Consider the following 18,643-nt stretch of genomic DNA (forward strand, 5'->3'; position numbering starts at 1 on the left):
GCGATGACGACGAACCCGGCCGGGCACGCACTCGCATGGGTGCCGGTGCCGGGAGGTGTGTGCCTGTTCGGCGACCGGCAGCGGGCGTTGCGAGTGGTCCACCTGGAGTGGACGGCGACCCCGGTCACGCCCGCTCAGCTCGGTCTCGGCCCCGACCACCGGCCGCTGGTCGGGTTGGCCCAGGTGCAGGCGGCCCGGATCGCGGCCGACCTGGGCGGCCGGCTGCCGCTGTCGAAGGAGTGGGAGTGGGCGGCCTCCGGGCCCGAGCGCCGTCCGTACCCATGGGGCGACGAAGAACCGGACGAGAGCCGGGCGAATCTGCGCGACGTCTGCGGGCGGCTGACCCCTGTCGACTCCCACCCGGGCGGGCGGACGCCGACCGGGCTGTGGGACATGGCGGGCAACTGCTGGGAGTGGACCGCATCGAAGACGATCGGCGGCGGGTTCGTCATCCGCGGGGGCTCCTACAACTCCCTGCCGCTGTACGCCAGGTGCACGTTCCTGAACGCCGCGCCGGCGGAATTCTCCTCGTCGGGCATCGGGTTCCGGGTGGTGAGGCCGGCGTGATCGGAGACCTCGTGATCGCGGGCTGCTCGCGCCGCAAGACACCGGAGACAGGCCTCCTGCCCGCCCTGGAGCGGTACGCCGGGGGCATCGCCCCGCAGCTGAGGGCCCGCTTCGCCGACCACCCGTACGCCCGCAGCCGGATCCGCTTCCTGTCCGCGGCCTACGGCCTGGTCGGGGCGGACGACCTGCTCGCCTCGTACGACCAACGTCTCGACTCGAACCGCGTCGAAGGACTGCACCCGATCGTGAACACCCAGCTGCGGCGCGACTTCGCCGCCGCCGGCGTTCCGCGACGGGTGCTGCTGATCCTCGAACCCGACTACCTGGTCCTGCTCACCGACCTCCTGGCCCTGCCGGAACGGCCGGTTCTGCACTGGATCCCCGACCCTCGCGGCTGGCCCCAGGCCGCCGCCGTGCTCGACGAATGGAGGTGGCCGTGACGCACACCAGCCTCGCGGACACGCTCAAGACCCAGGCCAACGCCCACCGGTACTTCACGACGGGATTCACCGAGCGCACCGGCCTGGGCTGGCACCAGCCCACCCCCGCCGGCGCCAGTGCCGGCCAGGCTCTGTCGGTTGTGATCCCCGCCCGCGACACCGCCTTCGCTCTGCCGACGGTGCTGGATTCGATCACCGCCCAGCAGCACGCGGCCGACGTGGAGGTGATCCTGGTCGACGACGCCTCCACGGACGCGACGTTCGACATCGCCCGACGGCACCCGGCGGCTACCACGGTGGTGCGCCTGGCCGACCGACGCGGCTCAGCCGCAGCCCGCAACGTCGGTGCCCACCTCGCCCAGGCCCCGACCGTCCTGTTCGTCGACGCGGACATGGTGCTGCCCTCCCACGTGTTCGCCGACGTCGCCGCCCGCGCCGCGGCTGACACCGTGCTGACCGGGTTCCGGCACAACGTCCCCTACCAGGCATCGCCCTGCGGCGGGCCGCTGCTGCCCGACGGGCCGCCGCTCCTCACGGCCGACCACCGCGTCACCTGGACGCCCCCGGTGGGCAAGGTCCTGCCGTACTCGGGCATCACGCTCACCGACCATCTGGACGGACGCCCGCTCGACGCCACCGACGACTTCCAGAACCTCGGGTACGGGCGGTCCTACTACGACTGGGACCTGCCCAGGATGGCCGTCACCGCGCTGCTCACCGTCCCGCGCGAGCTGCTGCTGGACGTCGGCGGCTTCGACGAGGAGTTCGGGGCACTGGGCTGGGGAATGGAGGACACCCACCTCGGCGCGGCCCTGATCGCCGCCGGCTGCCTCGTCATCCCGCTTCGCCAGGCCGTCGGCTACCACCTGGATCCCCCGGACGCCGCCGCCCAGTGGCAGACCAAGCTCGCCGGCTGGCCCAGCACCCTCGCCCACTACCGCCGCCTTCTGGCCCTGCCCGCACCCAGCGGGCGCGGTCGCACCTTCACCGCCACCACTGACAAGCACCTGACCCACGCCGAGGTGATCACCCGATGATCCGTACGTTCGCCGCCGCCATGTTCGGCAGCACCACCGTCGTGCACGACCCGGCGGTCGGTACCAACCACCTTCCGCCCCAGTCCCTCCCCACCGGCTGTGTCGCCCTCGACGACCAACAGGTCGCCGCCTGGCCCCAGGCCGACCCCGCCGCCCTCGTCCTCGAATACCCGTTGAGCATGTGCTGGTCCCCGATCGTGCGCTGCAACCTGGACTGCCCCCAATGCCTCGACGACAAGAGCGTGCGCGAGTCCACCGCGGACGAGCGGCTCGCCCTGGCCGCGCACATCGCCGCCTCGGGTGTTCTGGGCGTCGACATCTCCGGTGGCGAGCCCCTTCTGCTGCGCGACCTGCCCGACCTCGCCCGGGCGATCCGCCGCCAGGGCACCAGCGTCGTCAGCTGCACCACCAACGGCTGGCACCTCGCCCGCCGCGCCGAGGAGGTCGCCGGCGCTTTCGACGCGATCCGCGTCTCCCTCGACGGCGCCACCGAAGCCACCCACGACACCTGGCGCGGCCAGGACAGCTACCGCCGGGCCGTCGAGGGCATCCACGCCGCCGCGGCCGAGGGCCTGTTCGTCCAGCTGCAGATGGTCCTCATGCAGTCCAACAAGCACGAGGCCCAGGAGCTGCTGGAACTCGCCGCCCACCTCGGCGCCGGCGGGGTGACCTTTCTCCAGATGCTCCCCATCGGCTCCGGCGCCGCACTCGCCGCCGAGCAGATGCTCACCGACGAACAGGCCCAGGACACCGTCACACCACTCACCGCCCCCGACGGCGTCCGGGTCCGGCTGCGCACCCGCACCAGCGCCGGCGGCTTCACCGTCCTGCGCGCCGACGGCTACGCCTGGCGCAACACCCGGGGCGCCACCGGCATCTCCGCGTTCATCCCCGTCACCGGCCCGGCGGACCTGCGCCTGCCCACCCCCGGGAGCGCCTCATGACCGACAGCCACTACGCCGCGAGGCGGGTCTTCGCCCAGCACGTCCCGTTCGCGCCCACGCGCTACCAGTGCTTCGACGCGGCCCGGCTCATCGCCGAGTCCGTCGTCGGGACCGCCCCGGACGTCTCCTGCGTGATCGGCATCGCCTCGGGCGGGATCGAACCGGCCCGTCTCATGGCCGACTACCTCAGGGTGCCCTTGCACTTCGTCACCGCCAAGCACAACAAGGGCGACACCCCGTGGCAGCAGGCCACCAGCAACGTCGAGGTGGTGGTAGACAGCAGCCTTCCCGAGTGCTTCGTCGGAACGGTGCTCCTCGTCGACGACATCGCCGGCACCGGGGCGACGTTCTCCGCCGTCTCCGAGGCGCTGAACGGGCGACTCGACGACGATGCCGCGATCATGTCTGCGGCGCTGTTCCGCAACCGGGGCTGCACGCAACCGCCGGACCGGTGGGCCTGGACCGTCAACGACTGGGTCGTCTTCCCCTGGGAGAGGCCGCACCATGGCTCGACCCAGCCGCTCCCGCCCTTGCGACAGGTGAGCGCCCGATGATCGCCCACGCCTCCTCCCGCGGCGTCCTGCTGGTCCTCGTCTCCTGGACCCCCGACGCCCCGGCCGGGATAGAGCGCGCGACGGCCGCCTTGGCCGTCGGCCTCGCGCGGAACGGCCACCGCCCGGTCATCGCGACCGCGGCGCCTCAGCCCGGTCACCCAGGCCTTCCCGGCGTCGCGATCGCACGTCTGCGGCTCGACGGTGTCCAATTCCCGTGCGACGACGCCGTGCTACGGCGCGCGGTCGTCCACCAGGACACCGCGTTGACCCGTCAGATCCGGGACCTGATCACCGAACACCGCATCGACACCGTCCTGTTCACCGACGCGCTGTGGGGGCTCGGCCGCCTGTGCGGCGACATCCCCGGCCACGTCCGCCGGGCGCTCGCCGCGCACGTCAAGCCGCACACCCTCGACGCCCGTCCGGCGCTCGCCCGCGCCACCCGCGTCCTCGTGCCCTCCGCGGTCGTCCGCGACGAGCTGGTGGACTGGGGTCCGCGAAACATCCGTGTCGTGCCCAACGCGCTCCTGGCCGATGCCTCGGTGGCTCTACCGCCGCCGTCCCGCCGTGAGCAGCTGCGCCGCAGCGGTCCGGTGCGTGTGCTCGCGCGGCTCGGGCCGGAGAAGGGTGTGCTCGACCTGCTGGAGGCTGCCGCCGACTGGGACCGGCCTGTCGAGGTGGCCCTCGCCGAAGCCGGGTTTGAGACCGGCGAGGGCTCGCAGTCCGAGCTCCTCGACCGCTGCCGCGAGGCGGCGGCCCGCACGCCGGGCGTCCACCTGCGCGGAGCACTGGCCTGGGACGAGGTGCTGCCCTGGCTCGCCGGAGCAGCCGTCGTGATCGTCCCCAGCCGCAAGGAGACCTTCGGCCTGGTCGCGTTGGAGGCGATGAGCGTCGGCACTCCGGTCATCGCCTACCGTGTCGGCAACCTACCGGCCCTGATCGGCCCGACGGGCCACGGCGACCACCTGCTCGTCGACCACGGCGAGGGGCCCACCGCCCTCCACAAGGCGGCGCAAACCCTTTTGGAAGATGACATACTGTACGCCGCGACTACACAGACCGTGTATCGGCGAGCGGCCGCGTTCGAGCCCCGCCGAATCGCTGACTTCTTCCTGGAAGCGGTGTCGTGATGCCCGAAGCCACAACAGCCCCTGCTCCGTTGCTGCTCGTCGACGGATTCAACCTTCTGTGGGCCGGCACCTTCGGCTTCCCCGCGCCGATCTTCTCCCGCGACAAGACCCGCGAGTTGACCGGGCTGTTCGCGTTCTTCGCCCTGCTGCGCGCGGCGATCCGTGACGACGTCGACGTCGCGGAGCCCGAGGTCCTGGTCGTCTTCGACGGCGAGCACGGCTCCGCCGAGCGCGCGGCCACCGACCAGGAGTACAAGGCGAACCGGGAGGCGACGCCCGAGGCGCTCAAGCCGCTGCAGTTCCTCGCCCCGGTCAAGGAGGGGCTGGACGCGCACGGGATCCGGTGGATCGAGGTGGACGATGCCGAAGCCGACGACGTCATCGCCACCCTCGCCACCCGGGCCGCTGCCTCGCGTCCCGTACTGATCATGTCGCGGGACATGGACTACTACCAGCTCCTCGACAGGCACGTGCGCGTCCTCAACCGATCCCGGAAGTCCTCCCAGCGGATCATCACCGCCACCGAGGTCGTCGCCCGGTTCGGCGTCACTCCCGCCCAGTGGCCGGCCTTTCGCGCCTTGACCGGCGACAAGTCCGACAACATCCCCGGCGTGCGGGGCATCGGACCGAAGGTCGCCGCCACCCTGCTGCGCGACGGCATGCAGCTGCGCGACCTGCCCGGGTCCGGGCGACTGACCGGCGCCAAGGGCGCGGCGATCACCACCGCCTGGGCCGACGTGCTCCGTTGGGAGGCGATGATCACGGTGCGCCGCGATATGGCCGTGCCCGTCGCCCTCAGCGGCCTGGCGAGCCCCCAGCTGCCGAAGCCCGCCGATGTCGTCGAGAAGTTGGGGCTGTGGTGACGGGTTCGGTGCCGGGCTCGGTCCTGGCCGTCTTCGCACACCCCGACGACGCCGAACTGTGGGCCGGCGCCACCCTCGCGCTCCACGCCAGGTACTCCCCCGTCACCATCGCCGTCCCACACCGCGACGACACCCGCGACGCCGAGGCCCGCAGGGGCGCCGCAGTCCTCGGCGCTGCCCTGTATCAGCTCCCCCAGCTCGATCACGTCCTGCTGCAGCAACTGCTGCTGGAGACACGCCCCGAGATCGTCATCACCCACCCGCTCAACGACGTCCACCCCGAACACCGGGCCATCGCCACCACCGTGCTCGCGGCCGTCCCCGAGCCCCGGATCACCACCGGCCGACCGAACCGCCTCTACAGCTGTGACACCTACAACTCGCTCACCCTCGACGGACCGGTGCGCGCCGACGTGATCGTGGATGCCACGGCGACCTTCGACACCAAGATGGCCGCCCTGCGCGAGCACGCGAGCCAGCCGATCGAGCAGCACTTCGGTCCCATGGCCGAGACCCTCGGCCGGCTCTGGGGCGCCCGGATCGGTGCCCGGTACGCGGAGGCGTTCACCGCCGTCCCGATCCTCGGCTGCCTACCCGGCGCCGCCCACCTCTGAATCGCCGCACCTCGCGGCCCACCCACCGTCAACTCACCCCCAAGGGATGACCATGACGTCCATACCCATGCACGCCCAGCGCCGCCGGCCCGTCGACCGCCCCCGCGTCGAAGAGCTGACCCACCAACTGCTGCTCGCCCTCGGCGAAGACCCCCACCGCGACGGCCTCAAGGACACGCCCCGCCGGTTCGCCGACTGGTGGGGCGAGTTCCTCGACCACGATCCCGGCAGGCTCACCACCACCTTCGCCCAGGAAGGCCAGTACGGCGACTTCGTCCTGCTGAGCGGCATCGAGGCGTGGAGCGTCTGCGAGCACCACCTGCTCCCCTTCCGCCTCGACGTGTCCATCGCCTACGTACCGGACACCGTCGTGCTCGGCCTGTCCAAGCTGGTCCGACACCTGGAGGCCCGCACCCACGCCCTCCAACTCCAGGAACGCATCACCCGCGACGTCGCCCACGGCCTCGCCAAAGCGGTCGGATCCGACGACATCGCCGTCTTCACCGTCGGTGAGCACCTGTGCATGAGCATGCGCGGCGTCAAGGCCACCGCGGTCCGCACCACCACCATGTGTCGGCTCGGCCGCACCGAGAGCGATCCCGACCTGGCCGCCCGGATCGAACGCCTCGCGCTGCCCGTTCGCGCATAGCCGCCTCGGTCGGATCAGGCGAGGTCTTACGCGGCCAGCCCTCGCCTGGCGCGGACTCCGTTCCCGGGTGGCCCCGGACGTTCACCTGGCTCGCGGTCGGCATCGGCATGGCCAGCCCCAACGCCGAAGCGGCCGCCAACAGTGCCCAGCTGCTGATCCTCCTCCCACTCATCTCCAGCGCCTTCATCCCAGCCGACACGATGCCGGGCTGGTTCCAGCCGATCGCCGAGTACCAGCCGTTCACCCCGGCGATCGAAACCCTGCGCGGACTGCAGCTCGGCACCGGGACCGGCAACAGCGGATGGATCGCGATCGCCTGGTGCGTCACCCTCACCACGCTCGGATACCACTGGTCGACGGCACAGTTCGACCACGACCCGAAATGAGCGCCGGGGCTGCCGCCCCGCAGCCCCGCATCGCTCCAAGGCGGCGCACCCCGACACCGCATCGGCGTGCGCCGCCCTCGGCGTGCTCGACCTGCCGGCCCTGCCGACTACCCGGACCACACTGTCGCCGCGCTACGGCAAGACGCCATGAGGTCCAGACCAATTGACTGATCGGCTGCCAGGAAGTCAGCAAGAGGTCAGCATCGATCCGACCAAGCCCTGTTAAACCCAGCCAGGGGCACAACCCGAACGGCTCGGTCCTCGCCCATCCCCACACCCGCCGTCACCTCGCCCCCGGCCGAGCCGAGGACCTCAAACGGGCTCTCGCCACCTGTGCACTGGACTCCGCCACCCTGCCCGCAGCCGTTCGCGACCGACTGGAGGACGCGCTCGCCGTCGCTGCAACGGTGCTCAAAGAGTCCCGCCCGCCCTGGGCCCGCAAGGAGCCGAACCGCTGAACGCCTCTCCGGTTCGGCGAATACTGACGTTGAGGAGCGACTCGGTCGGCGGCCGAGTTTCCTTCACCAGCCGCCGAGAGCCGGGTCCGGGCATCGACACTCAGCAGCTCCGCGGGCCAACCCTCGAATATCGCCGCTCTGGACACCTGCACCCACCGACCGACGACTGGAGCCGAGGTCCGCCCGCCAGAATCTCGCGCGGGCCAGCGGAGGCGGCAGAGGGGTCAACCGCCGCCCTCAAGGGTGCGTGAGCGGCTGTCGCTTCATGCCGATCACACCTGACTTCTCGTCAGCTCAGGTCAGCAAAAGGTCAGCATCTATCCGAGTACACCCTCGCGAATACGCGGATACCTGAGCTCACCCCGGCCCCGGAGGAGCCGCGGCCGCCCGGCGGGCAAGTTCGACCGCCCTGCTGCGCCCAGGGCAGCACAGCAAAACGACCTCTTCACTTTCCCCCCATTCGTCCCGGTATCATCCCTTTACCGGATGCTTGACGTGCCCCTGCGTGCGCGGTCAGGACGGCAGGGTGATGGACTGGGCGTGGTGGAAGACGTTCTTGTCGTCCCAGAGCTTCTTGGCCTTCTGCAGGCGGCTGTAGTTCTGCTTGTAGTAGAGGCGCTGGTAGGCGGGCCGGTCGTCGCCGGCCACTCCCAGGTCGACGTCGGGGTAGTTGACGTAGGCGCCGTCGGTGTCGGTGCCCACCTCGGGGATGCCTCCGGTCGCCTGGTAGGTCTCCTGGTACAGGCCGCGGAGGTACTCCAGGTGACCGGCGTCCTGGGCCGGGTCGGTCCAGTAGGTCTGGTACTGGAGCTTCATGACCGAGTCGCGCTGGGGCACGGCGGTCTCGGTGGGCCCGCGGTCGTTCACCTCGCAGCCGTAGGAGTCGATCTGCACCAGGGTCTGCGTGAGGTCGATCCCGTGGACGTCCTTGGTCAGCCACTTCCAGTAGGTCTCGATCTGGGCCGGGCGGAAGGGCCGCCGGTGATAGGCGGACTTGTACTTTCCCCGCTGGTTGGCCCCGGAGCCGTTGACCGTCATGGTCGCCTGGAGCCAGGGCATCTGGCGCCGCTTGTCGGGGTAGGGCAGGTAGAGCCCTCCGGCACTCCAGGTCTGGACGGTCGACCTGGTCCTCATCCCGGCCTCGACCCGGGCGAGGAATGCGTCCAACGGCGCCGGATCGTCCTCGTCCCACTGGCTGAACAGGACGATGTTCCCGTTCGTGTGGTGGGTGAGGTGGAGGATGGTGAACAGTCCTCGGTAGACCGACTCCTGCCGGCCGCTGTGCTCGGCGAGGAAGGCGCCGAAGTTCTCCAGCAGGATCCGGAAGTCCTCGGGGCGCTTGAGCAGTTCGGCCCACGGCCAGGCGACGCTGCTCAGCCAGACCCGCGGCGGCGGCTTCGGCAGGGCGTGGGCGAAGTGGTAGCGCAGGACGACGCCGAAGTTCCCGCCGCCGCCCCCGGTGTGCGCCCAGAACAGCTCGCGTTCCGGCGAGCCCTCCCGGTCCGCCCGGTGGGCCCTCGTCACCTCGACGCGGCCGCCCCGCACGGTGACCACGTCGACCTGGACCAGGTGGTCGACCGTCAGCCCGTGGCGCCGGGAGAGCAGCCCGTACCCGCCGCCGCAGATGTGGCCGCCGGCTCCCACCGAGTAGCAGGAGCCCGCCGGGATCGTGACGTCGTGCGCGCGGAACAGGGTGGTGTAGACGTCCCAGTTGGTGGCGCCCCCTTCGACGCAGTAGGTGGCCGCCCCGAACTTGTCGGTGCCCTCGCCGACGCCGCGCAGGGTGCTGAGGTCGAGGATCACGCCCTTGTCGTTGTCGACGAACCCCTCGTAGCAGTGGCCGCCGCCGCGGACCGTCGGCCGCAGCCCGCCGTCCAGCGCCCTGCTCAGTCCGGCCACCGCGTCGGCTTCGTCGCCGACCAGTCGGATGTAGGCCGGCTTGCTCCGCCAGCGCTGGTTGAAGCCCTGACTGAGCGTCTCGTAGCGTGGGTCGCGGGGAAAGACGCTCCGCCCCTCGGCCGGCCCGGCCGGCTCCGCCGCGGCCCCTCCGGCGGTACCGGCGGCCAGACCCAGCGAGGCGGCGGAGACGCCCGCGGCGGCCATTCCGGTACCGCCGAGAAAACCCCGTCGGGAGAATCCGCTGCTCATTTCCGGCCTCATTTCCCCGGCTGCGACGATCTGGCATCGGCAAGCTAGCACAGGGGTTTGACGATGTGAATCCTGTACGAATTAGTGTGACTTTAGACGGCGCATCGACCCCCTCAGGACGTGCGGATCCGCCACCGCTCCTCGGTGAATCGTCCGCGCCGTCGCATGCTCTCCCGACACACGCCTCCGGATCCCGAAGGCCGCGAACCGGATGGATGGAGGAGGGGAGAGGGGGGAGAGGAGGGGAGAGAGGGGAAGGAGAAGAGGAAAGGGCGCCTGCGGAGGGCGGGAGGCCCGACGACGGGCCCCGTCCGGCACGACAGGACCGCTCGGCACCGGCGGACGACCCGGTGCGACAGCCAACGCGCCGGCCAACGGGATGACCGGCATGATCAACCGACCCGGCCGACCGACTTGACCCACCCCCTAGTTAGGCGCCATATTACTTTCATGGTCCAACGCTCCCAGGCCGACAGCAGCGCACCCACGCTCGACCAGGCCCGCCGACAGCTCTCCCGGTACGGCCTGACGGCCGACCCGCAGGCCGTCATGGTCGCCGCCCGCCTGATGGCCGCCGGAGCCCGACTCGGGCAGGCCGGCGAGGCGCACTTCGCGCGGTTCGGCCTCTCCACCGGGAGGTACCGACTGCTGGCCGACCTGGAGGACCACGGCGGCGAGAAGTCACCCTCGCAGCTGGCGGCCTCGCTCGGGGTCTCCCGGGCGACCGTCACCGGCCTCGTCGACGGCCTCGAACGGGGCGGCCTGGTCGCCCGCCGACCGTCCACCGAGGACGGCCGGGGGAACGTCGTCGTCCTGACCACCCGCGGGGCGGAACGCCTGCGCGACATGGCGCCGGAGCACTACGCACGCATGCAGGCCATGGTCGACGGCCTCTCGGTCGAGGAGCGCACGGTCTTCCTCGACCTGCTCGCCAGGCTGGTCGAAGGCATGGACGCCCTGACCGCCGACTGACCACGGGCCGACCGCCGCGACCCCCGCCGGACCACCGGCGGCCACCCCGGCACCGCCGCACCGACCACCGACGCACGCCGACCTCCGGACACCCGGACACCCAGGCACCCGGACATCCGCCGACCGATCACACCCGCCGCGCGCCGCCGAGGCCCCGCACGAGGGTGCACCGACCACGTCACACCCATGTAGTTAGTTTCCTAATCACTAATACTTAGCCAGCTAATCAGATGCACAGGGAGTTCCCATGCCCAGCAGGCAGAACACGGCACCCGACCCCGACGGCACCCATCAGCCGTTCGTCCTCTGGCGCGAGGTCCTGGTCGCCTACGCGATGCCGGCCGTCATGGCCGGCGCCGGCGGCCTGGCCACCGGGCAGCGCCAGCTGCTGATCGCCGCCGCGACCACGATCGCCGGCACCTCGGCCGTCGTGGCCGCCCTGGTCGGCGCCCGCCTGCGCAAGCGACCGGCCGGATCGTGGATGGCCCATGCGCCACGCGTCCTCATCGCGCTGGGCTTCGGCCTCTGCGCCGCCGCGGTCGGCTTCGCCCTCGGCTGGTCGGGTGCCCACTGGCTCCCCCGGATACCGGCCCTGGCCGACAGCCCGTGGCCGGCCCGGCTCCAGCTCGACCTGCCGGTCTCCGCCGCCATCGCCGCGACCATGATCACCTGGCGCTGGCGCAGCACCCGCCCGCGCCGCCACCGGGCACGGTGAGCGCCGCCCTCCCGCTCCCGCGGGCACCCCCGCCCCGCCAGGCCGGGCCGCCGCACACCCTCCGCACACACCCGCGGACCAGCACACCCCGCCTATCCCGCGCACCCCGCATCCCCCGCGCACCCCGCGCACCCCGCGCACCCCGCCCGCGAACACGTCCACAGAACGAAGGAAGCCAGAGATGATCGTCATCATGGGAGCGACCGGCGCCACCGGTGGAGCCACCCTCCGCAGCCTGACCGGCCTGGGCGTCCCCGTCCGCGCCCTCAGCCGCGACCCGGCCCGCCTGCTGGCCGGGCTCGACGACCGCACCCGCCCGCTGGTCGAGGCGGTGGCCGCCGACGCCGGTGACCCGCGGTCGCTGCACGTCGCGTTCGAGGGCGCCAGCCAGCTGTTCCTCACCATGGAGAACGGGCCGCGGCAGGTCGAGTACGAGCTGCGCGCCGCCGACCTCGCCCTGTGGAGCGGCGTGGAGCACGTCGTGAAGGTCTCCGCCCCGGCCGCCGAGCCGAACTCGCCCGTCGCCATATCCCGCGGCCACCACCGGATCGAGGAGCACCTGCGGAAGTCCGCCGCCACGGTCACCGTGCTGCGCCCGTACGCCTTCATGCAGAAGCTGCTGCTGCTCTCCCCCGGCATCGCGGCCGCCGGGCTGATCCACGGGGCGATGGGTTCCGCCCGCTGCAACTACGTCGACTGCCGGGACATCGGTGACGTGGCGGCCACCGTCCTCACCAACCCGGACGCCGCCGGCGGCGTCTACCCCCTGACCGGCGGGCGGGCGTACAGCTACCCGGAGCTCGCCGATCTGCTGGGCTCGCTGCTCGGTCGCCCGGTGCGCTACCTCGACCTGGCCCCGGCCGAGCTGCAGGCCCACCTGGTCGGCCGGGCCGGGATGCCGGACTGGCTCGCGTCCCACGTGGTCGAGATCCAGCAGCTCGCGGTGGAGCGGCCGGAAGCACCGGACGACGCCGCCACCCGACTGACCGGGCGCGCTCCGCGTACCCTGGAGTCGTTCCTCCGGGAGTACCTCCACTGCTTCCGCTGAGCCCTTCGGGAAGCCCCGGTGGCCCCGCCGACGCCGTTTCGGCGGGGCCACCGCCCCGGAATCGATCAATCCGATGTGGCGTGAGTCACTGTCGGAATTCTCATCTGACGGACCGTCAAAACGACTGACAGTCCGTCACATCGATCCCACGAGAGGATAGTTATTGACTGACGGATAGTCAGATTTGGCCATTTGAACGCCAGTTGGGCGGAGTGTCGGTCGGTTCACCGTTCATCACACGGGGCTAGCATCGGTCGGGTTGTCCGCTCCGGCCCCGGAGTGGGGTCACCCGGTCAGGCGAGTGCTCCCACCGCCCCCAAGGGCCGGGCATCGGTCGGGACGGGGCAAGGACAAGGAGCGCACGGCTTCCATGACAGCTGAACCGAACCAGACGGAAGCGGACCGGGCCGAGACGGATCTCGCAGCCACCGGCCCCACGGCCACCGAGCACGCGGCCGTCGATCACACGGGCACCACCCGAACGGCACCGGCACCGGTGCCGACGCCGGTACCGGCAAGCGCGGCAACCGCGGCAGTCGCGCCGGACACCTCCGGCGCCCCGGACGCCACCGACCCCGCCGAGACCGCCGACGCCGCCAACCCCGCCGACGCCACCGAGGCCGCCTCCAAGCAGGCCCGCTACCCGGGCCGCCCGGCGACCGCCCCGCGCACCCTGGTCGACATCCTCGACGCCAGCGTCCGCACCCACCCGGCCGAGCCCGCCCTCGACGACGGCCGCACCGTGCTCAGCTACCGGGCGCTCGCCGCCGAGGTCGAGCAGCTCCGCCGCCGCCTGTCCGCGGCCGGTATCGGCCCGGGCGCCCGGGTCGGCATCCGGGTGCCCTCCGGCACCAACGACCTCTACGTCTCGATCCTCGCCGTCCTCGCCGCCGGCGCCGCCTACGTCCCGGTGGACGCCGAGGACCCGGACGAGCGCGCCCAGCTGGTCTTCGAGGAGGCCGCCGTCGCCGCCGTGCTCGGCGCCGACCGTGCACTCGCCCTGACCGCCGGCTCGACGACCGCCGGCGCCACGACCACCGGCTCCGCAGCGACCGGCTCCGCGACCACCGGCCCCGCGGCCACCGACTCCGCCACCGAGAGCCGCCCCTCCCCGGCCGACGACGCCTGGATCATCTTCACCTCCGGCTCCACCGGCCGTCCCAAGGGCGTCGCCGTCACCCACCGCAACGCCGCCGCCTTCGTGGACGCCGAGGCCGCGCTCTTCCTCCAGGACGAGCCGATCGGCCCCGGTGACCGCGTGATGGCCGGCCTCTCGGTCGCCTTCGACGCCTCCTGCGAGGAGATGTGGCTCGCCTGGCGCTACGGCGCCTGCCTGGTGCCCGTCCCCCGCTCCCAGGTGCGCAGCGGCGCCGACCTCGGCCCCTGGCTCGCCGAGCAGGAGATCACCGTGGTCTCGACCGTGCCGACGCTGGCCGCGCTCTGGCCCGCCGAGGCGCTGAACGAGGTCCGGCTGCTGATCTTCGGCGGCGAGGCCTGCCCGCCCGAGCTGGTGCAGCGCGTGGTGACCGAGGGCCGCGAGGTCTGGAACACCTACGGCCCGACCGAGGCGACCGTGGTCGCCTGCGCGGCGCTGCTCACCGGCGAGGGGCCGGTCCGGATCGGCCTGCCGCTGGACGGCTGGGACCTGGTCGTGGTCGACGAGGCCGGCGAGCCGGTCGCGCCGGGCGGCACCGGCCAGCTGGTGATCGGCGGCGTCGGGCTGGCCCGCTACCTCGACCCGGAGAAGGACGCCGAGAAGTACGCGCCGCTGCCGTCGCTCGGCTGGGAGCGCGCCTACCGCAGCGGTGACCTGGTCCAGGCCGATCCCGAGGGCCTGCTCTTCCTCGGCCGTGCCGACGAGCAGATCAAGCTCGGCGGCCGCCGGATCGAGCTGGGCGAGGTCGACGCCGCGCTGCAGGCCCTGCCGGGCGTGGCGGGCGCGGCGGCCGCGGTCCGCACCGCGCGCGGCGGCAACCAGCTGCTGGTCGGCTACCTGGTGACCGGGGAGGGCTGGGACCGCGAGCTCGCCGTGGAGCGGCTCCGTGCCGAGCTGCCGGCGGCGCTGGTCCCGCTGCTCGCGCCGGTCGACACGCTGCCCACCCGGACCTCCGGCAAGGTCGACCGGAACGCCCTGCCGTGGCCGCTGCCCGAACTGGAGTCCACCGGTCCGACCGAGCAGCTGTACGGCACCGAGGCCTGGCTGGCCGAGCAGTGGACCGAGATCCTCGGGGTGCCGGTGAGCGGCCCCCGGGAGGACTTCTTCGCGATCGGCGGGGGCAGTCTGGCCGCCGCCCGGCTCACCACCCTGCTGCGGGCCCGCTACCCGAGCGCCGCGGTGCTGGACATCTACCAGCACCCGACGCTGCGCAAGCTCGCCCGGCACCTGGAGCGCTCGGCGGCGGAGAGCAACGAGGTCCGGACGGTCGAGCCGGTCCCGACCCGTGCGAAGCTGCTGCAGCTGCTCCTGCTGGTCCCGCTGTTCACGGTGGTGGGGCTGCGCTGGACGGTCGCCCTGCTGGCGCTCGGCAACCTGCTGTCGCACCTGGACGGCTACGCCTGGGCGCCGACCGCCTCCTGGTGGGCGGTCGGGGCGGGCGCGCTGGCGCTGTTCAGCCCGCCCGGCCGGCTCGCGGTCGCGGCCGGCGGCGCCCGGCTGCTGCTGCGCGGCCTGCGGCCGGGCAGCTACCCGCGCGGCGGCTCCGTGCACCTGCGGGTCTGGGCGGCCGAGCGGCTCGCCGAGGTGAGCGGCGCGGCGTCGCTCTCCGGGGCGTGGCTGGTGCGGTACGCGCGGGCGCTCGGCGCCAAGGTGGGTCCGGAGGTGGACCTGCACTCGCTGCCGCCGGTGACCGGCATGCTCAAGCTGGGCCGGGGGTGCGCGGTGGAGGCCGAGGTCGACCTGTGCGGCTACTGGCTGGACGGCGACCGGCTCGTGGTCGGGCAGGTCAAGGTCGGCCCGGGCGCCGTGGTCGGCACCCGTTCGACCCTGCTGCCCGGCGCCCGGATCGGCAAGCAGGCCCAGGTGGTGCCCGGGTCGAGCGTCACCGGCCAGATCCCGACCGGCCAGCGCTGGGGCGGCGCGCCCGCCGTCAAGCTGGGCCGGGCCGAGCGGTCCTGGCCGAAGGAGCGTCCGGTGCGCCGGGCCCGCTGGTCCGCGCTGTACGGGGCGAGCGGCACGGCCCTCGGTCTGCTGCCGCTGCTGCCGGCGCTCGCGGGCGTGGCGGTGCTGTCCCGGTTCGTGGACCCCGCGGACGGTCTGGGCGGGGCGCTCGGCGGCGCCCTGCTGGGCCTGCTGCCCGCCACCCTGGCGTACGGCGTGGTGTACGCGGCCCAGCTGGTCGCGGCGGTGCGGCTGCTCTCGATCGGCCTGGTGCCCGGGGTGCACCCGCTGCACGGCCGGGTCGGCTGGCAGGCGTGGTCGGTGACGCAGCTGATGGACCAGGCGCGCGAGATCCTCTTCCCGCTGTACGCGGGCCTGGTGACGCCGCTCTGGCTGCGGGCGCTCGGCATGCGGGTCGGGCGCGGCGCGGAGGTGTCGACGGTGCTGGCGCTGCCGAGCCTGACCACGGTCGGCGACGGCGCGTTCCTGGCCGACGACACCCTGATCGCGCCGTACGAGCTGGGCGGCGGCTGGGTGCGGCTCGGCGAGGCGAAGGTGGGCGACCGGGCGTTCCTGGGCAACTCGGGGATGACCGCGCCGGGCCGTTCGGTGCCGAAGCGGGGTCTGGTGGGCGTGCTGTCGGCGACGCCGGAGAAGGCGAAGAAGGGCAGCTCGTACCTGGGCATGCCGCCGATGCGGCTGCCCCGGGCGGCGGACAAGGCCGACCAGAGCCTCACCTACGAGCCGCCGGTGCGGCTGCTCTGGGCGCGCGGGCTGGTCGAGGTGGGCCGGCTGCTGCCGGTGCTGGCCTCGGGGGCGCTCGGCGCGCTGATGCTGGCCGCGCTCTCCTGGCTCGCGGTCGACCGGTCGCCGTGGGCGGCGGCGCTGCTGTCCGGCCTGCTGCTGCTCGCCGCGGGCGGGGTGGCCTGCCTGGTCGCGGTGGCGGCGAAGTGGCTGCTGGTGGGGCGGTTCCGGGCGGTGGAGCACCCGCTGTGGAGCGGCTTCGTGTGGCGCAACGAGCTGGCGGACACCTTCGTCGAGGTGCTGGCGGTGCCGTGGCTGATCGGCGCGGTGCCGGGCACCCCCGTGCTGAACGTCTGGCTGCGGGCGCTGGGTGCGGACGTCGGGCGCGGGGTCTGGTGCGAGAGCTACTGGCTGCCGGAGGCCGACCTGGTCACGCTGGGCGACGGGGTGTCGGTCAACCGGGGCTGCGTCGTGCAGACCCACCTCTTCCACGACCGGATCATGCGGATGGATACTGTCGTACTCGGCGAGGGCTCCACCCTGGGGCCCGGCGGCATCGTGCTGCCCGGCAGCTCGGTGGGCGCGCGCAGCACGCTGGGCCCGGCCTCGCTGGTGATGCGCGCCGAGTCGGTCCCCGCGGACACGCGGTGGCTCGGCAACCCCATCGAGGTGTGGCAGGCCACGTCCTGACCACCGCCTCACCCGCCGTCCCCCTCCCCCTGTCGCAGGAGCGTACGACCCGGTGAAATCCCGTCCGGCGCAGTCCCAGCAGTCCCAGCCGTCCCAGCAGTCCCCGACCCCGGCCCCGGCCGCGTCCCCGACCGGTGCCGGTGCCCCGGTCGGGGACCGGCCCCCGGCGGCGGCCCCGGTCGCCGCACCGGACCCGTACTTCCCGAACAGCGGGGACCACCGGTACCGCGTCCACCGCTACGAGCTGGCGCTCGACTACCGGCCCGGCCCGAACCGGCTCGGCGGCACGGCCCGGCTGAGCGCGGTCGCCGTGACCGCGCTGCCCGAGTTCGCGCTGGACCTGGCGGAGTTCCGGATCGGCCGGGTGCTGGTGGACGGCAGGGCCGCCCGGTACACCCACCGGGCGGGCAAGCTGCGGGTCCGCCCGGCGAAGGCGCTGGCGGCGGGTGCGGCGTTCACCGTCGAGGTGCACTACACCGGCAACCCGCGGCCGGTGCGCAGCCCGTGGGGCGGCCTGGGCTGGGAGGAGCTGACCGACGGCGCGCTGGTGGCCAGCCAGCCGGTCGGGGCGCCGTCCTGGTACCCGTGCAACGACCGGCCGGCCGACAAGGCGACGTACCAGATAGCGGTCACCACGCCGTCGCCCTACACGGTGGTGGTGGGCGGCCGGCTGCTGACCCGGACCACCCGGGCGTCCAGCACCACCTGGGTGTACGAGCAGTCCGCGCCGACCTCGACCTACCTGGTGACGGTCTCGATCGGCCAGTACCGGCCGGTGGTGCTGGCCGAGCGTCCGGACGTGCCGCAGACCGGTTTCGTGCCGGAGCGGCTGACCGGCGCCTTCGCCGCCGACTTCGGGCGGCAGCCGGCGATGATGGCGTACTTCGAGGAGGTGTTCGGCCCCTACCCGTTCGGCGAGTACGCGGTGGTGGTGGCCGACGAGGAGCTGGACGTCCCGGTCGAGGCGCAGGGTGTGGCCACCTTCGGCACCAACCACCTCGGGGGCGGCTGGGACCGGGAGCGGCTGATCGCCCACGAGCTGGCCCACCAGTGGTTCGGGAACAGCCTGTCGGTGGGCGACTGGAGCCACATCTGGCTGAACGAGGGGCTGGCCAAGTACGCGGAGTGGCTCTGGTCGGAGCGCGCGGGCGGGCCGACCGCCGCCGCCCGGGCCGCCGCCGCCCACCGCCTGCTGACCGGGCTGCCGCAGGACCTCCGGCTCGGCGACCCGGGCCGGAAGCTGATGTTCGACGATCGGCTGTACCAGCGCGGCGGGCTGACCGTGCACGCCCTGCGGCAGGCGCTCGGGGACGCCGCGTTCTTCCGGATGCTGCGCGACTGGGCGGCCTTCAACCGGCACGGGGTGGTCACCACCGCCGACTTCCTGACGCACGCCGCCCGGTACACGCAGGCGCCGCTGGACGGGTTGTTCGAGGCCTGGCTGCGGCGGACGGAGCTGCCCCCGCTGCCGCCGGGCTCGCCCGGTGCGCCCGTCCCCGCCTGGTCCCCGCCGGCCTGACCGGCGGCCCCGGCCGGTCCGCCGGGGCCGCCGGGGCCGACCGCCACCCTGTACGCCGCACCGTGCCC

Annotated in this window: 15 protein-coding genes and 1 pseudogene; 15 read left to right on the forward strand and 1 reads right to left on the reverse strand. The window is 73.0% G+C overall.

Annotated elements, in window-relative coordinates:
• Nucleotides 1–3 precede the first annotated feature (3 nt).
• The 10 genes and pseudogenes from OG550_RS00825 to OG550_RS00870 all read left to right on the forward strand — a co-directional run.
• Nucleotides 4–567 carry a formylglycine-generating enzyme family protein gene (locus OG550_RS00825; RefSeq protein WP_327673394.1) on the forward strand — a complete coding sequence of 188 codons (564 nt, stop codon included), beginning with the start codon at nucleotides 4–6 and terminating at the stop codon, nucleotides 565–567.
• Nucleotides 564–1,007 (forward strand): hypothetical protein, encoded by a 444-nt coding sequence (locus OG550_RS00830; RefSeq protein ID WP_327673396.1) that lies wholly within the window; start codon nucleotides 564–566, stop codon nucleotides 1,005–1,007. Before OG550_RS00825 ends, OG550_RS00830 begins: the two co-directional genes overlap by 4 nt.
• Nucleotides 1,004–2,044, forward strand: coding sequence for a glycosyltransferase (locus tag OG550_RS00835; RefSeq protein WP_327673398.1), 1,041 nt, complete (start codon nucleotides 1,004–1,006; stop codon nucleotides 2,042–2,044). The genes OG550_RS00830 and OG550_RS00835 overlap by 4 nt, the downstream gene beginning before the upstream one ends.
• Nucleotides 2,041–2,988 carry a radical SAM protein gene (locus OG550_RS00840; RefSeq protein WP_327673400.1) on the forward strand — a complete coding sequence of 316 codons (948 nt, stop codon included), beginning with the start codon at nucleotides 2,041–2,043 and terminating at the stop codon, nucleotides 2,986–2,988. The genes OG550_RS00835 and OG550_RS00840 overlap by 4 nt, the downstream gene beginning before the upstream one ends.
• The gene (locus OG550_RS00845) at nucleotides 2,985–3,542 is read left to right on the forward strand and encodes a phosphoribosyltransferase (protein ID WP_327673401.1); all 558 of its coding nucleotides are present in this window, start codon (nucleotides 2,985–2,987) and stop codon (nucleotides 3,540–3,542) included. Before OG550_RS00840 ends, OG550_RS00845 begins: the two co-directional genes overlap by 4 nt.
• Nucleotides 3,539–4,672, forward strand: a complete 1,134-nt coding sequence (locus tag OG550_RS00850) for a glycosyltransferase family 4 protein (protein WP_327673403.1) — start codon at nucleotides 3,539–3,541, stop codon at nucleotides 4,670–4,672. The genes OG550_RS00845 and OG550_RS00850 overlap by 4 nt, the downstream gene beginning before the upstream one ends.
• Nucleotides 4,672–5,535, forward strand: a complete 864-nt coding sequence (locus OG550_RS00855; protein WP_327673405.1) for a 5'-3' exonuclease — start codon at nucleotides 4,672–4,674, stop codon at nucleotides 5,533–5,535. The genes OG550_RS00850 and OG550_RS00855 overlap by 1 nt, the downstream gene beginning before the upstream one ends.
• Nucleotides 5,529–6,149 carry a PIG-L deacetylase family protein gene (locus OG550_RS00860; protein WP_327673407.1) on the forward strand — a complete coding sequence of 207 codons (621 nt, stop codon included), beginning with the start codon at nucleotides 5,529–5,531 and terminating at the stop codon, nucleotides 6,147–6,149. The genes OG550_RS00855 and OG550_RS00860 overlap by 7 nt, the downstream gene beginning before the upstream one ends.
• A gap of 52 nt (nucleotides 6,150–6,201) precedes the next feature.
• Nucleotides 6,202–6,798, forward strand: coding sequence for a GTP cyclohydrolase I (folE, locus tag OG550_RS00865; RefSeq protein WP_327673409.1), 597 nt, complete (start codon nucleotides 6,202–6,204; stop codon nucleotides 6,796–6,798).
• 83 nt (nucleotides 6,799–6,881) lie between these two features.
• A pseudogene (locus tag OG550_RS00870) lies at nucleotides 6,882–7,184 on the forward strand (ABC transporter permease); the annotation flags it as partial.
• A 971-nt stretch (nucleotides 7,185–8,155) separates the two neighbouring features.
• Here OG550_RS00870 and OG550_RS00875 read toward each other — a convergent pair.
• Complete coding sequence (locus OG550_RS00875) at nucleotides 8,156–9,790, reverse strand: FAD-binding oxidoreductase (RefSeq protein WP_327673411.1); 1,635 nt, start codon at nucleotides 9,788–9,790, stop codon at nucleotides 8,156–8,158.
• A gap of 450 nt (nucleotides 9,791–10,240) precedes the next feature.
• On the opposite strand from OG550_RS00875, the gene OG550_RS00880 reads away from it, so the two are divergent.
• From OG550_RS00880 to OG550_RS00900, 5 genes are all read left to right on the forward strand, one after another.
• Complete coding sequence (locus tag OG550_RS00880) at nucleotides 10,241–10,762, forward strand: MarR family winged helix-turn-helix transcriptional regulator (RefSeq protein WP_327673413.1); 522 nt, start codon at nucleotides 10,241–10,243, stop codon at nucleotides 10,760–10,762.
• Between the two features lie 247 nt (nucleotides 10,763–11,009).
• Entirely contained in the window at nucleotides 11,010–11,477 is a 468-nt protein-coding gene (locus OG550_RS00885; protein ID WP_327673415.1) for a hypothetical protein, read from the forward strand.
• A 181-nt stretch (nucleotides 11,478–11,658) separates the two neighbouring features.
• Nucleotides 11,659–12,525, forward strand: coding sequence for an NmrA family NAD(P)-binding protein (locus tag OG550_RS00890; RefSeq protein ID WP_327673417.1), 867 nt, complete (start codon nucleotides 11,659–11,661; stop codon nucleotides 12,523–12,525).
• 370 nt (nucleotides 12,526–12,895) lie between these two features.
• Nucleotides 12,896–17,056, forward strand: a complete 4,161-nt coding sequence (locus OG550_RS00895) for a Pls/PosA family non-ribosomal peptide synthetase (RefSeq protein ID WP_327673419.1) — start codon at nucleotides 12,896–12,898, stop codon at nucleotides 17,054–17,056.
• 52 nt (nucleotides 17,057–17,108) lie between these two features.
• Nucleotides 17,109–18,575, forward strand: coding sequence for a M1 family metallopeptidase (locus OG550_RS00900; protein WP_327673421.1), 1,467 nt, complete (start codon nucleotides 17,109–17,111; stop codon nucleotides 18,573–18,575).
• The last annotated feature ends 68 nt before the right edge of the window (nucleotides 18,576–18,643 follow it).

This window comes from Kitasatospora sp. NBC_00458 (assembly GCF_036013975.1).
In the GTDB taxonomy this organism is placed as follows: Bacteria; Actinomycetota; Actinomycetes; order Streptomycetales; family Streptomycetaceae; genus Kitasatospora.